Annotated in this window: 14 protein-coding genes; 3 read left to right on the plus strand and 11 right to left on the minus strand. The window is 42.7% G+C overall.

The genetic code is table 11. The features are described from left to right. Positions 1-70: 70 nt before the first annotated feature. The 4 genes from secB to rsgA form a co-directional block, all read right to left on the minus strand. Positions 71-529, minus strand: a complete 459-nt coding sequence (gene secB / locus V6E90_RS20695) for a protein-export chaperone SecB (protein WP_004655889.1) — start codon at positions 527-529, stop codon at positions 71-73. A gap of 32 nt (positions 530-561) precedes the next feature. Continuing rightward, the gene (gene grxC / locus V6E90_RS20700; protein WP_005184953.1) at positions 562-822 is read right to left on the minus strand and encodes a glutaredoxin 3; all 261 of its coding nucleotides are present in this window, start codon (positions 820-822) and stop codon (positions 562-564) included. 11 nt (positions 823-833) lie between these two features. Then, positions 834-1,250, minus strand: a complete 417-nt coding sequence (locus V6E90_RS20705; protein WP_016543083.1) for a rhodanese-like domain-containing protein — start codon at positions 1,248-1,250, stop codon at positions 834-836. Positions 1,251-1,344: 94 nt separating this feature from the next. After that, on the minus strand, positions 1,345-2,403 hold the full coding sequence (gene rsgA / locus V6E90_RS20710) for a ribosome small subunit-dependent GTPase A (RefSeq protein WP_016543084.1): 1,059 nt from the start codon (positions 2,401-2,403) through the stop codon (positions 1,345-1,347). Positions 2,404-2,527: 124 nt separating this feature from the next. On the opposite strand from rsgA, the gene orn reads away from it, so the two are divergent. From orn to V6E90_RS20725, 3 genes are all read left to right on the plus strand, one after another. After that, the gene (gene orn / locus V6E90_RS20715; protein ID WP_005239763.1) at positions 2,528-3,088 is read left to right on the plus strand and encodes an oligoribonuclease; all 561 of its coding nucleotides are present in this window, start codon (positions 2,528-2,530) and stop codon (positions 3,086-3,088) included. 126 nt (positions 3,089-3,214) lie between these two features. Next, on the plus strand, positions 3,215-3,949 hold the full coding sequence (locus tag V6E90_RS20720; protein ID WP_332606340.1) for a Bax inhibitor-1/YccA family protein: 735 nt from the start codon (positions 3,215-3,217) through the stop codon (positions 3,947-3,949). A gap of 141 nt (positions 3,950-4,090) precedes the next feature. Continuing rightward, positions 4,091-4,894 carry an enoyl-ACP reductase FabI gene (locus V6E90_RS20725; RefSeq protein ID WP_004655876.1) on the plus strand — a complete coding sequence of 268 codons (804 nt, stop codon included), beginning with the start codon at positions 4,091-4,093 and terminating at the stop codon, positions 4,892-4,894. A 97-nt stretch (positions 4,895-4,991) separates the two neighbouring features. Here the strand turns inward: V6E90_RS20725 and V6E90_RS20730 are convergent, their stop codons facing one another. The 7 genes from V6E90_RS20730 to V6E90_RS20760 form a co-directional block, all read right to left on the minus strand. Next, positions 4,992-5,474 (minus strand): hypothetical protein, encoded by a 483-nt coding sequence (locus tag V6E90_RS20730; protein WP_332606341.1) that lies wholly within the window; start codon positions 5,472-5,474, stop codon positions 4,992-4,994. A gap of 344 nt (positions 5,475-5,818) precedes the next feature. Beyond that, on the minus strand, positions 5,819-7,219 hold the full coding sequence (locus V6E90_RS20735; protein ID WP_332606342.1) for an efflux transporter outer membrane subunit: 1,401 nt from the start codon (positions 7,217-7,219) through the stop codon (positions 5,819-5,821). Between the two features lie 11 nt (positions 7,220-7,230). Beyond that, on the minus strand, positions 7,231-9,222 hold the full coding sequence (locus V6E90_RS20740; RefSeq protein WP_332606343.1) for a MacB family efflux pump subunit: 1,992 nt from the start codon (positions 9,220-9,222) through the stop codon (positions 7,231-7,233). A 1-nt stretch (position 9,223) separates the two neighbouring features. Then, entirely contained in the window at positions 9,224-10,567 is a 1,344-nt protein-coding gene (locus V6E90_RS20745) for a MacA family efflux pump subunit (RefSeq protein ID WP_065344078.1), read from the minus strand. Between the two features lie 108 nt (positions 10,568-10,675). Next, positions 10,676-11,506, minus strand: coding sequence for an SIR2 family NAD-dependent protein deacylase (locus V6E90_RS20750; protein WP_065344077.1), 831 nt, complete (start codon positions 11,504-11,506; stop codon positions 10,676-10,678). Between the two features lie 42 nt (positions 11,507-11,548). Continuing rightward, positions 11,549-12,544 carry a DNA polymerase III subunit delta gene (gene holA, locus V6E90_RS20755; RefSeq protein ID WP_332606344.1) on the minus strand — a complete coding sequence of 332 codons (996 nt, stop codon included), beginning with the start codon at positions 12,542-12,544 and terminating at the stop codon, positions 11,549-11,551. 9 nt (positions 12,545-12,553) lie between these two features. Then, positions 12,554-13,063 (minus strand): LPS-assembly lipoprotein LptE, encoded by a 510-nt coding sequence (locus V6E90_RS20760; protein WP_016543094.1) that lies wholly within the window; start codon positions 13,061-13,063, stop codon positions 12,554-12,556. Positions 13,064-13,111: the final 48 nt, after the last annotated feature.

A 13,111-nucleotide genomic window follows, 5' to 3' on the forward strand; every position in this document is an offset into this window, starting at 1 on the left:
ATATATTAATGTATTTAGATAAAAAAAGGACTGAAAAATCAGTCCTTTTTTGGATAAGGCAGGATAAAGTTTATGCTTGACCTTGCGCATCTGCATCCGCTTGTAGGCGTTGCATATTTGCTTCAAATTCAGCATCAAAGTTGATTGGTGTAAGCAGCAATTGCGGGAAGCTACCTTTAGTCACTAAATCATTCACTGCTTCACGTAAGAACGGGAACAAGATATTTGGGCAGTATGCACCCAAGATGTATGGAAGACGATCTTCTTCTACACCATCAACCAAGAAAATGCCTGATTGCGTTACATCTACGATGAACGCAGTTTCATTTTCGTTGTTGGCTTGAACCACAACTTTTAAAGACACTTCATAATGAGTTGGATCAATTTTTTCTGCAGCAGAAGATAAATTGATGTTCAGTTCAGGTTGCCATTGCTTAGTAAAAACTTGTGCACCTGGAACTTCAAAAGAAATGTCTTTGGTATAGATACGTTCTAACGCGAGTTGTGGTTGAACTTGTTCTTCGCTCATTGTTTTTCCTTAAATCTTGGATTTAGATGTTGTTAAGCTAATAATTGGTCGAGTTTGCCTTCACGCTCTAAAGCATAAAGTTGATCAAAACCGCCAATGAATTGGTCTTTGATAAAAATTTGCGGCACCGTACGGTGATTAGTACGTTGCATTAACTCAATACGAACTTCTGGCGCTTCATTGGAAAGATTAATTTCTTTATAAGCAACGCCTTTGCGCTCAAGTAATTGTTTTGCGCGTACGCAATATGGGCAAGAAAGCGTTGAATAAATGGTGACGTTTTGCGTAGTCATTTTATCTCTCCTTAAGCTTTGGTTTTGCTTTTCACTAAAGGTAAGCCTTGAGCTTTCCAATTGCTAATACCACCGTCTAAGCGGTAGCTGTCGGCATGACCAACTTTTTGCAATGCTGAGCCTGCAACCTGACCTAAGTTACAAATGAAGACCAAGGGACGATCACTTGCTTTTAATTCATCGACATGACTTGTAATCTGGCTATATGGAATGTTACGGCTGCCGCTGATGTGACCATCACGGAAATCTTTTCCATCACGTAAGTCGATCAAAATCGCATTTTTTGCTTTGACCAAAATACCTAGAGATTGTGGTGAAATTTTACGACCGTTGCGCTGTCCTTCTAAAACAAAGAACAACACGATTAACACGCCGAGCGCACCAAATAAGAAGGGGTGATTCCCCATAAACTCTAACCAGCGTTCCACAAGTCACCTAAAGTTAAAATCAAAATTGACCCTGAGTATAACTTATCTCAATGGTGATCAAAATCTTTAGTTCAAGGGCAAGCAGCGAAGAAAATTAACTTTTTTGCTGTGCTTCCTGAATTTCATCCAGTAAACGTAAATAACTGTCCAAACGGCGCGGCAAAATTTCACCTGCATCAACCGCTTGTTTCAGCGCACAATTTTTCTCATGGGTATGGGTACAGTTACGAAATTGGCAAAGCCCTAAATGGGCTTCAATCTCTGGAAAACCGGTACGAACCTTTTCTAAACTGAGATGCCACAGCCCAAATTCACGGATTCCTGGGGAATCAATCAATGCACCGTTTGTTCCAAATTTAATCAAACGAGTAGAAGTAGTGGTATGTTGACCCAGTGCCGAGTTCTCTGAAATGACATTGGTCTTCTGTGCTGCATCGGGAACAATGGTATTGATCAATGAACTTTTACCAACCCCTGACTGCCCAACAAAGGCAACGGTTTCATTATCAATACGATTTGAAAGCGCAGATAAGTCACCTTGTGAATGACAAATCAAGGTTTCATAACCTAAAGATTCATATTCACTCAGTAAGGTCAGAATCGGATCATTGTCCGTAAGCAAGTCAGATTTATTCAGTACTAACAGCGCAGGGATATTGGCATCGGCACACGCGACCAGATAGCGGTCAATCAAGGTTGGAGCAGGTTCTGGCAGCGGGGCAAATACAATCACAATCAGACTAATATTGGCGGCGACAGGTTTGACCTTATGATAACGGTCTGGTCGGGTGAGCAAGGATTGTCTTGGGTAAATTGCGGTGATAATACCTAAGCCAGTAATTGGATCGGCCTGCCATTTAACCCGATCACCTGTGACCAACAGTTCTAGGTTGGTACGGGTATGACAGCGCCAAACGCTGTCGAGTTCAATCGGTTTCCAGAACGGTTCTGGTTCACCTTCAACCACATGTGGTTTTTCAGGGTGCTGTTCAGGCACAGATAAAGCTTGTACTTCGAGTTGACGACCATAATGCTGAACAACCAGTCCATCCAGATCTTGCGATGTATCAATGTCGTCTTGACGTGATTTATGCTGTTTCTCAATACGACGCTGCTGTTGTTCGGTTAAACGACGCTTACGAATTAAAGCCATTCATATCCCAAAAAATCCACACTTTGAAGACCGCAAAAATAGCACGAAGCCGCTATAGAATTACAGCCAAGATGTAATTAATTTGCTACTATTGATGTTTTTAAGCACATTAGAATCGCCATCCATGAGCAGCACCCCTGATACACGATTAATTTGGATCGATCTGGAAATGACAGGTCTCGATACCGATAACGACAAGATTATTGAAATTGCAACAATTATTACAGATGACCATTTGAATATCTTGGCTGAAGGACCTGTTTTAGCGGTACATCAATCTGATTTGATTCTAAATGCGATGGATGAGTGGAATACCAAACAACATGGTCAGTCGGGTCTGATTGAGCGAGTGCGCCGCAGTAAGTTAAAGGCTGAAGATGCAGAACAGCAAACCCTTGAGTTTTTAAAGAAATGGGTCAGCCCAAAATCATCACCAATGTGTGGTAACTCGATTTGCCAAGATCGCCGTTTCTTACATCGTTTGATGCCTGAATTAGAACAATTCTTCCATTATCGTAATTTAGATGTGTCTTCGGTGAAAGAGTTAGCGAAACGCTGGAGACCTGAAATTATGAGCGGCTTAAAGAAAAATGCTTCGCACTTGGCGATGGATGATATCCGTGATTCGATTGCAGAATTGAAATACTATCGTGAATACTTTTTCATCATGAATAACGATAACTAATCAGTTTATGAACAAAGTATAAAAAGGAGCGTATGCTCCTTTTTTAATATATGAAAAAATTTGGGCTTGCTCAAAAAATCGCTTAAACTCGATGTTTAATTGCAAACTATAAAAAAGAGAGCGTACATGCAAAGTACTAACCCTATTTTAACACGGGTAGAAACCTATCAAGATTTGGCTGAGCCAATGACCATTCAGGGTGCGATTCAAAAATCAGTCCTGTTAACGGTGATTGCAGCTGTTTTAGGCATAGCCTTATTTTTCTACTGTGCGATGACTGCTAATCTGTCGATTGCCTATGCTGCAACGATTATTGGCGCAGTAGGTGGTTTAATCCTTGCCTTAATTACCACCTTTAAATCTAATACTGCACCAGCTTTAGCCATTCCTTATGCCTTGTTTGAAGGGGCGTTTTTAGGTGGTGTATCGTTTATTTTCCAATTGAAATATCCAGGTGTCCCTTTACAAGCTCTGCTTGCGACTTTTGTGACCACATTGGTTTTATTTGCCTTATATAAATTCCAAGTGATTCGCGCCACTGAAAAGTTTAAAGCAGTTGTGATTTCTGCCTCGATTGCGATTGCCTTGGTATTTGTCGTACAGATCATTTTGCGTTTAGCATTTGGTTCAAGCATTCCTTATATCTTTGAAAGTAACTGGTTGGGTATTGGCTTTGCTGCCTTTGTTGCGGTCATCGCATCATTAAACCTGATCTTGGATTTTGACTTGATTGAAAATGCGGCTGCACAACGCGCACCAAAAGCATTTGAATGGATCTGTGCCATTGCCTTATTGGCAACTTTAGTGTGGATGTATTATTCATTCTTGCGTTTACTCAGTCTGCTTCGTGGCGATGACTAAGCCCAAAGCAAGATAAAATACCAATCGTCTTCTCTTGAAGGCGATTTTTTTATGCAAGATTGTAAAAAAGGTGGATTATGCAATTCCGCAAGCGGCGGAATATTGGCATGATGTGGTGAAAATTTTTCGAGTGAGAATAAGATGTCACAAGGACTTTTAGCTGGTAAACGTTTTTTAATTGCCGGTATTGCAAGTAAATTATCGATTGCTTTCGGTATTGCTTCTGCCTTACACCGTGAAGGTGCGGAGCTTGCGTTTACTTATCCAAATGAAAAGCTGAAAAAGCGTGTCGATGATTTTGCAGCACAGTTTGGTTCAACACTGGTTTTTCCTTGTGATGTTGCGGTAGACGCAGAAATTGACAATGCTTTTGTTGAATTGGCAAAACATTGGGATGGTTTAGACGGTGTGGTACATTCAATCGGTTTTGCGCCTGCGCATACCTTAGATGGTGATTTTACTGACGTGACTGATCGTGACGGTTTTAAAATTGCACATGACATTAGTGCTTATAGCTTTATCGCGATGGCACGTGCGGCTAAACCATTATTACAAGCACGCCAAGGTTGTTTATTGACTTTGACTTATCAAGGTTCTGAGCGTGTGATGCCGAACTATAACGTGATGGGTATGGCGAAAGCATCGTTAGAAGCTGGTGTTCGTTATTTGGCATCAAGCTTGGGTGTAGATGGTATTCGCGTGAATGCAATTTCTGCGGGTCCAATCCGTACATTGGCAGCATCAGGCATCAAGTCTTTCCGTAAAATGTTAGATGCCAATGAAAAGATTGCACCGCTAAAACGTAATGTAACGATTGAAGAAGTGGGCAATGCTGCATTGTTCCTGTGCTCGCCGTGGGCTTCAGGTATTACAGGCGAAATCATGTATGTCGATGGTGGCTTTAATACGGTTGGTATGAGCCAAAGCATGATGGATGATGAATAATTAGATTGATCTAAATTATTTGATAAAGCCGCTTTTAGAGCGGCTTTTGTTTTTTAACAAGGTGAAATTTTAAAGAAATATAACCTATCTTTTGGACTCACTTATTATGTTTTTCTATACCGTTAAACCATTGTTCAGGATCTTTAGCGAATAAATACGCATTTGATTTCTTTAGATGACTGATGACTTCGAATACATTTGGTTCAACTATGCACTTTTGTTCAGGTATAAAAAATACACAAGAAAGCTTTTGTGCAATAGCAACGACTTGTTCAATATCTAAAACAAAATGTCCCTGCATATCTATTCGGAACTGAATATCTTCTAACTTTCCTTCCTTATTCCATACTTGAATATCAGTTCCTTTTTCACAACCAAAACTTAATAAGTCTTCATGCCATGATTCAGATAATGGGTAATATTTTATAATTTCTTCTTTTACTCCATTTGTTGTTGAATTTTTCCAAGTAAAAGAGACATCATAATGACCTTCTGAATTATAAAAGCTCGACACTTCTTTCCCATTGGTATCGAACCAGCTTTTGGGTATTAAGCAGACTTTAAATTGCCATGCTGCCATAGGATTTTCTCCTATCTCATTTTTGAGCGAATGCTACGCGTGTCAAATGTTATTTAAATATTCTATCTTGGTGTGTATTTATAACAAAAGTACTTCTCTTGCCTTTTTAGAGCCAATTTCTTTCCTGTGAGATACGGGCCTACGGCTAGAGATAGTCTCAACAAGTAATGCAATTCTGTGATCTGAATTATATTTTCGTTTTTAAATAGCTCATGTAGATAGACGGCAAAATCTTCGGCTAATTTTAATGAATCAAGGGAAACACATTTATCAAACGTATTCACCAGATCCAGAATAATCCAGATCTGATAAAAGAATAACAGCGCAAAACAATAGCGCGAGTGCTATTGCTTCGGCAGTTCTTTAACAGGACTTCCACCCATAGCTTGCATTAATGTCACATAGGCATTGTATTGATTCTGCTTGGTTTCAACCAAGCTGAGTCGTGCATTACGTGTGGTTTCCTGTGCATCCAATAAGTTCTTTAAGGCAATCGCTCCATTGCGATAACGCACTTCGGTTAAACGTTCAGTTTTATCTGCCAGTTCAACATTACGTTGCTGTAACTGTACTTGCTGATTCAGTTGAGTACGATTGGATAAGGCATTCTCCACATCGGCAAAAGCTTGATACAGCGTTTGACGATATTGGGTAATGGCTTTTTCATACTCAAGATCACTGATCGCAATGTCTTTCTTCATATCATTATATTGAAGAAAGGGTAGGCTCAAGCTCGCACCCAAAGTTAAAGCCGGATTCTTTAATAGTTGAGTTAAAGACGTGCTGGAAGAACCAACATTCCCAGTCAAATTAATTGAAGGGTAATAGCTGGCTTTGGTCGCGTCCTTATTGGCTAAGGTCTTACGCAAACGTAATTCAGACGCTTGTAAGTCTGGGCGGCGCGATAAAATATCAGCAGGGAGTCCAACCGCGATATTCGGCAGGGCATTGCGAGGTAGCTGCGCAGGCTCTTGAATATTCAGTTGTTGTACGGGTTCATGTAGCAAAACGGCAATCGCAGTACGTGCTTCGACGCGTTGCTGTTCGATCTGGCTAAGGCTGGCTTTCTGGCTTTGTACCGATTGCTCAGCTTGGGTTAAATCTAAACCAGATACTGCACCTGCTTTGTATTGTGATTGCACCAAAGAGTAGGTTTTTTGGGTCGAAGCCAAGTTTTGCTGAATGGTTTGATAGCGTTCATTCAGATAGCCCAACTGCCAATACAGCTTTGCTGTCGTGCCAACCAAACTTTGTGCTGTCGCTTGTAAATCTTGTTCAGTGGCTAAGGCTTCCCATCGGCTTGCTTCCGTTTGATTGGCAAGCTTGCCAAATAAATCGAGTTCATAGCTGACGCCAACGCTGGTGGATAAACCACGATCAGAACCATCGCCAGAACGCAGATCAATATTATGACCTGCGGAAACACTAGAACTGGTTCGAATTCCTTGTTTATTTTCAGCGAGCCCTGCTTGTAGTCGAGCTTGTTGCAGGGTGATACCTGCAACAGTTAAATCACTATTTTTAGCCAATACTTGATCGACCAATTGATTTAATTGGGCATCATTAAATAATGTCCACCATTGATCAGTTAGATGGATGCTTTTACTTTTTTGTGCATCGTATTGGAACTGTTGTGGCACTTGGACGGTTGGTGCGTTATAGGGTGTTTTGACGACAGCAGAACAGCCAGCTAAGGAACCAGTGAGTACCAGTGCAAGTCCTAATTTTGTGAATTGAAAAGACATACTCAAATTCCTTATTCTCTCGCTAAAGCAGCAACTGGATCGAGTTGTGCTGCATTTCGTGCTGGCAAGAAGCCAAATACAATACCAATCATGCTTGAGCAGACAAAGGCTGCAACAATTGAAGTGGTCGAATAACTCATTTCAATGATGCCTTTGGCAAAGTGTCCAATAATCTGTCCAATGCCTAAAGATAGCAGCACACCCAAGATACCGCCCAATAAACAGACCAGAATTGCTTCAATCAGGAATTGCTGCAAAATATCACTTTGACGAGCACCAACCGCCATGCGTACCCCGATTTCTTGGGTCCGCTCAGTCACGGAAACCAGCATAATGTTCATCACGCCAATACCACCCACCACCAACGAAATGACCGCAATCGCTGAAATCAGCAAGGTCATGGTTGCAGTGGTTTGCTGAATGGTTTCACGAATACTGTCAGAGTTTTGGGTAAACACATCTTGTGCGCCGTGACGTTGTTCCAGCAAGGTCAGAATCGCGTTTTCAGCAGCACTACTTGAATATTCATCTTTGATACGCACGATGATACTGCGCACATTGGACTGACCCAGCATACGGCTCATGACAGTCGAGTAGGGCAGATAAACATTCAGGCTGTCTGAATTTCCCATAAAGCCTTGCTGGGCATCAATCACGCCGATAATTCGACTTGGTACACTGCCCAATAACAGGACTTGACCGACAGGATTGGTACCATCTGCAAAGAAGGTTTTTTCCGTATTGGTATCAATCACCACATCTTGGGCACGTTCAGTCACACTTGCTTTATCAAAAGGTTGTCCTGATTTAAAGGTCATACCACGAACATAGAAGAAATCAGCACTGACACCATTCACCGTTGCTGCGGCTTCGGTATCTTTATAGCGCAGGGTTAAACTGGTATTGGCAGAAGGGCTGACCCCATCCACATAGGGCTGTTCGGCCAATGCTTCGGCATCGGCAGGGACCAATGTTTTGGCTTGCGAGGTCCGAGAGTTATCACCAAAGCCACGACCTTGATAGACGGTAATGGTATTGGTTCCCAGACTACTAATATTTTCTAAAATTTGCTTCTGTGAACCATTCCCCAGCGCCACCACGGAGACCACGGATGCAATCCCGATAATAATCCCGAGCATGGTCAAAAAAGTCCGCATCCGATGTGCATTCATGGCGAGTAATGCCATGCGGAAGGCTTCACCAAGACGGTCAAAGAAAGAACGCCAAGCGGAGGTTTTTTTCTGCGGGTTACGCTCTAAGGTTTGATGCTCAAGTTCTGGATCACTATGCTCAGGCCCATTGGCACGGTCGGAAATAATATTACCGTCACTGATCTCGATAATACGCGTTGCATTCTTAGCAACATTGAGATCGTGTGTGACCAGAATAATGGTATGACCTTTGGCATTCAGCTCACGCAAAATGCGCATCACTTCAATACCACTATTCTTATCCAAGGCACCGGTTGGTTCATCGGCAAGAATTACATCCCCACCATTCATCAGCGCACGTGCAATCGAGACACGTTGTTGCTGACCACCAGATAGCTGGCTTGGTCGATGATGTAAGCGTTCTTCAAGTCCTAGTTCAGATAACAATTCAGCAGAGCGTTCCTGACGAAGATGGCTATCAACTCCTGCATAAATTGCAGGCACTTCAACGTTACCTGAAGCACTCAAATCGCCGAGTAAGTGATAACGTTGGAAAATAAAACCAAAATATTCACGGCGCAGTTGTGCCAGTTCATCAGGTTCAAGCTGACGGGTTTCTCGACCATTGACCCGATAGCTGCCTGCGGTCGGTTTATCCAGACAACCCAAGATATTCATCAGGGTCGATTTACCTGAGCCTGATTGCCCGACAATGGCAACCAACTCACCTGCATAAATTTTTAAATCAATGCCTTTGAGGATCTGTACGGTTGCTTCACCCGCGGGAAATTCACGGGTGAGCTGACTGACCTCAAGCAGTGGCTGTGATGAATGTGTTTGATTTTGAGTCATATTACATTCTCATTGCACGTTGGTTGCTACGTTTGGCTGCTTCATTTGAGCTGTCAGAGCCATCTGCAATCACCACTTGATCGCCTTGTTTTAAGCCTTTCAGCACTTGTGCCGTGACACGGTTATTCAGACCAATCAACACAGGTTGCGGTTGAGCCGTACCATCCGCTTGTAGCACACGCACCATACCTGTTGATGCTTTACCCTGTGCAACCAAGGCTTTTTCTTCTTCACTTAGCTCTAGGCGTTTTGGACGTTGTGCTTGGTCTGTATCTGATTTTTTTGCTGATTCTGCAGACTTATTGGCATTGGCTTGACCACCTTTAGCACGGTTGCCGCGTTGGGTCTGAATGGCTGCCGCAGGGACGGTCAGCGCATTTTTTGCATCTGCCAGCACAATATAAACCTGCGCGGTCATATCAATACGAAGTTTGCCATCTTCATTCGGTACATCAAATAAAGCGTTGTAGTACACCGCAGCATTTGACGTTGATGAACTGCTGCTACTGGTGGTTTCCGTATTAATTGAATTGGGCGCAGGTTCTACTTGACGTAACTTGGCATAATGTTTTTTATCACTATTACCTAAAGTGGTGAAATACACGGTTTGGCCTTTTTCAACTTTCATGACATCAGCCTCAGAAATCTGCGCTTTAATGGTCATGGTGTCGAGTTTGGCCAATTTTACAATGGTTGGTGCGGTTTGGTTGGCGTTTACGGTTTGACCTTCTTCAGTCACAATCGCCACAATGGTGCCATCCATCGGCGCCACGATACGGGTATAGCCTAAATCTTCTTTCGCAGTTGCCAAGGTCAAGCGAGATTGCTCGATTTGTGCATTAATCGATGCAATTTGTGCTTGTGCTGTTTTAAAGTTTGCGAGAGCAGTTTCGAGTTCAGCACGTGAAGTCGCATCTTGGCTGTACATGGCTTGCTGACGTTTATATTCTGCTTCGACCTTAGCTAAATTGGCTTGCTGTACTGCGAGTTGCGCTTGTTGATTTTTAATACTGGCATCGGCGGTTTTAAGTTCGTTTTCTTGGCGAATCGAATCAATTTGTGCAATCAACTGACCTTGTTTAACTTGGTCGCCCAATTGCACATACATTTTTTTCACCTGACCCGATACCTGTGCACCAACACTCACCATTTTGGTGGCTTCAAGTACCCCAGTTGCCAACACCGAATCTTCGATATCGCCGCGAGAGACTTCCGCACTAATATATTGTGGTGCTTGGGCTTTAGGTTTGAAGAACATCCATCCGAGCGCTGCAATGATGAGCACTCCGATTGCGATCATGATGATTTTACGAGGCTGGATTTTTTTAGCATTTGTTTTTGGCATGGCAGCAGGTCAAAAGTGAAAAACTGGACTTAGTATAAAAGTGAAATAAGGATAAAGCGTGAATATTTTTAATCTAGAATGAGAATTATTTGCTTTTTTGCCAATAAGTTATTCTATAAAAATCTGATAAATACTGTGAACTCCTTGTTCGGCAGTTGCTGCAAGGGCAAGACCGCCTTGTGCAGGAAGCGTATATTCACGTGGGTTAATTCGAATCAGACCTGGCGCAAATTGCTCACTAAAATAACGCACGGTTGGAATTGCAGTGCCAGCACCCATTTCAATGACAATAGGGCGATGCTGGGATTTTAGAAAAGCTTTTAAGCCTTTTGCCTGCTGATCCTGTTGATGGCTGATCCAACCCATATCATTGAACATTAAAATATTCGGTCGTGCCAGTGCACCACAGTGCGGACATTGTGGCAATTGCCCGAGCCATTGACAGTCTTGATCATCAATTTCAGGCTCTAATTCATCCGCTGACCAAATGGTCTGTGTACAAGCGTCCAGACATTGCAGATGATGAATTGAGCCATGACATTCATAGATCTGATCCAGAGCAAAGCCAGCTTTTTGAAATTGGCCATCGACATTCGAGGTAAATACAAAAGTCGGTAAATCTAATATTTCAGCCAGTTGCTTGAGTTGTAGAAAGCCTGAATGCGGTGTGGTTTGACGATACAGGGCTAGACGGTGTCCGTAAAATCCCCAAGCCAAACGTGGATGCCGTTTAAATGCGGCTGGATTGGCAATTTCGGTAAAATCGATACGTTGTTTACCTAGCTCTGGATAGGCTTGCCACATGCCTTGATTGCCGCGGAAATCGGGCAACCCCGAGTCAACGCCCATGCCTGCACCTGCGCTGATGATCAGACTGTCGGCTTGTTGGAATAGACTTTTGATCAGCTTGATTTGGTCGGGGCTTAAATGGAATGACATGTGTTGATCCATTATTCTTATTATGTGATGAAGATGAATGCTCTAAGCAGGTTGAGCAAACAGGGTGGTACCACACAATTCAGCTAAGGCTTGTAGCATCAGTTGTTCAGGGTTTTCTTTGGACATGCCTTTAATCGAAGCATCAATGCGCAGTAATAAATCAGACCAAGTTAGGAATTGTCTCGGGTTTAAACGGCGTAGAGCTTGCTGATATTGCGAGACTTTGGTTTTCCAGATCCCGAGTTGAATGGCATTGTGCGGTTGTTCAAACAATTGCATCAATAAGCGCATTTCTTTGCTTAAGGTCCATAAGATCAGGCTATCTGGCTCGCCCGCAGCAATCAAGTATTGATAAATCTTGACCGACTGCGCCAAGTTTCCAGCAAGCAAGGCATCACTTAAGTCATAAGTTGTATAACGCGATTGATCCTGTAAGCAGGAATATAGTTGTTCAATTTGAATCTGTTGAATATCGGGGAACGTATCTGCAACCCGCATCAAGCTATTTTTTGCCGCGAGCAGGTTATGTTCATGGTGCTGCATGAGCCATTGCCAAGCATCATTATTCAGCTGAATCCCGAGTTTTTCTGCTTCTATGCTTAAAATTCGTTGTCGATCTTGTGGATAGGTCGCCGTCAGTGGCACCACTACACCATTGGCTTCGACCACTTGGAAAAAAGCTGATTTTAAACTGCTGCTGTCTTGCTTCGGTAAAACAATCAGCAAGAGATTATGTCCATTATGTTGAATATAGCTTTTCAGCTGCTTTAAACCATTGGCATCAGGCTTAATATTGCCATGTACTTCAATCGCAAGTTGTTGTGAGAACAGGGATAAACTATTCAGCGCGTTAAAGACATTTTTCCAGTCATTCACGCTACTGATGTCATAACGCTGCCGCTCAACTTCTTGCTGTTGCCAGCTTTTACGAAATGCATCAAGCAAGTTTTGTTCAAGTAGGGGCTCTTGTCCATGCATGATCCATGCACCGCGAGCCTCATCAACCCGTTTTAAGGCTTGCACATAATCCAGTTTCATAATGATGAATTAAGGTTGTGCTTTCGGCAAACGATTGGCTGCAATCTGACGCGTGATTTGCTGTGCCATATCATCAATAAGAATGCGATTCAAATATGCTTCTTGTTGATTATCGGTATTCACCGTTGCCACGTCGTATTGATAGGTACGAGAAGCAGTTAAGGTACGCGGTTCAGTAATTTGCTTACCTTGGCGGTCTTCGATCTGGAAAGTCACGGTTAAACGCAATAAGGCCTCAGTCAATTTACCATTCAACAGTTGACGGCGTGGAGTGTAATCCAGCACACGAAGCACATAGGCATCATTGGCATTACTGAGTTGTACGCCCGTTGCACCAAGATAAATGCTGAGCTGGTTTTCAAACTGATCCGTATTGTCAGGTAGGACTAAAGTCAGCTTGTTGTAGACCAAAGGTGCCGCTGTCGGGTTACTTCCCTTTAGATGAAAGCCACAGCCGACCAAGCCTGCACTTAGACCTAAAGTTAAAACGATAGTAGCTAAACGTTGAGCTAAATGCATGCTTTGTCCTTTATGATATTCCATTCAATATGGAAGATTTAATCTTGA

This window comes from Acinetobacter sp. ESBL14 (assembly GCF_036668815.1).
Lineage (GTDB): Bacteria > Pseudomonadota > Gammaproteobacteria > Pseudomonadales > Moraxellaceae > Acinetobacter > Acinetobacter gyllenbergii.

Excerpts from the sequence above, each read along its gene's own strand:
- secB (WP_004655889.1), bottom strand. The coding sequence starts at position 529 with ATGAGCGAAGAACAAGTTCAACCACAACTCGCGTTAGAACGTATCTAT.
- grxC (WP_005184953.1), bottom strand. The coding sequence starts at position 822 with ATGACTACGCAAAACGTCACCATTTATTCAACGCTTTCTTGCCCATAT.
- rsgA (WP_016543084.1), bottom strand. The coding sequence starts at position 2,403 with ATGGCTTTAATTCGTAAGCGTCGTTTAACCGAACAACAGCAGCGTCGT.
- orn (WP_005239763.1), top strand. The coding sequence starts at position 2,528 with ATGAGCAGCACCCCTGATACACGATTAATTTGGATCGATCTGGAAATG.
- V6E90_RS20720 (WP_332606340.1), top strand. The coding sequence starts at position 3,215 with ATGCAAAGTACTAACCCTATTTTAACACGGGTAGAAACCTATCAAGAT.
- V6E90_RS20725 (WP_004655876.1), top strand. The coding sequence starts at position 4,091 with ATGTCACAAGGACTTTTAGCTGGTAAACGTTTTTTAATTGCCGGTATT.
- V6E90_RS20730 (WP_332606341.1), bottom strand. The coding sequence starts at position 5,474 with ATGGCAGCATGGCAATTTAAAGTCTGCTTAATACCCAAAAGCTGGTTC.
- V6E90_RS20735 (WP_332606342.1), bottom strand. The coding sequence starts at position 7,219 with ATGTCTTTTCAATTCACAAAATTAGGACTTGCACTGGTACTCACTGGT.
- V6E90_RS20740 (WP_332606343.1), bottom strand. The coding sequence starts at position 9,222 with ATGACTCAAAATCAAACACATTCATCACAGCCACTGCTTGAGGTCAGT.
- V6E90_RS20745 (WP_065344078.1), bottom strand. The coding sequence starts at position 10,567 with ATGCCAAAAACAAATGCTAAAAAAATCCAGCCTCGTAAAATCATCATG.
- V6E90_RS20750 (WP_065344077.1), bottom strand. The coding sequence starts at position 11,506 with ATGTCATTCCATTTAAGCCCCGACCAAATCAAGCTGATCAAAAGTCTA.
- holA (WP_332606344.1), bottom strand. The coding sequence starts at position 12,544 with ATGAAACTGGATTATGTGCAAGCCTTAAAACGGGTTGATGAGGCTCGC.
- V6E90_RS20760 (WP_016543094.1), bottom strand. The coding sequence starts at position 13,063 with ATGCATTTAGCTCAACGTTTAGCTACTATCGTTTTAACTTTAGGTCTA.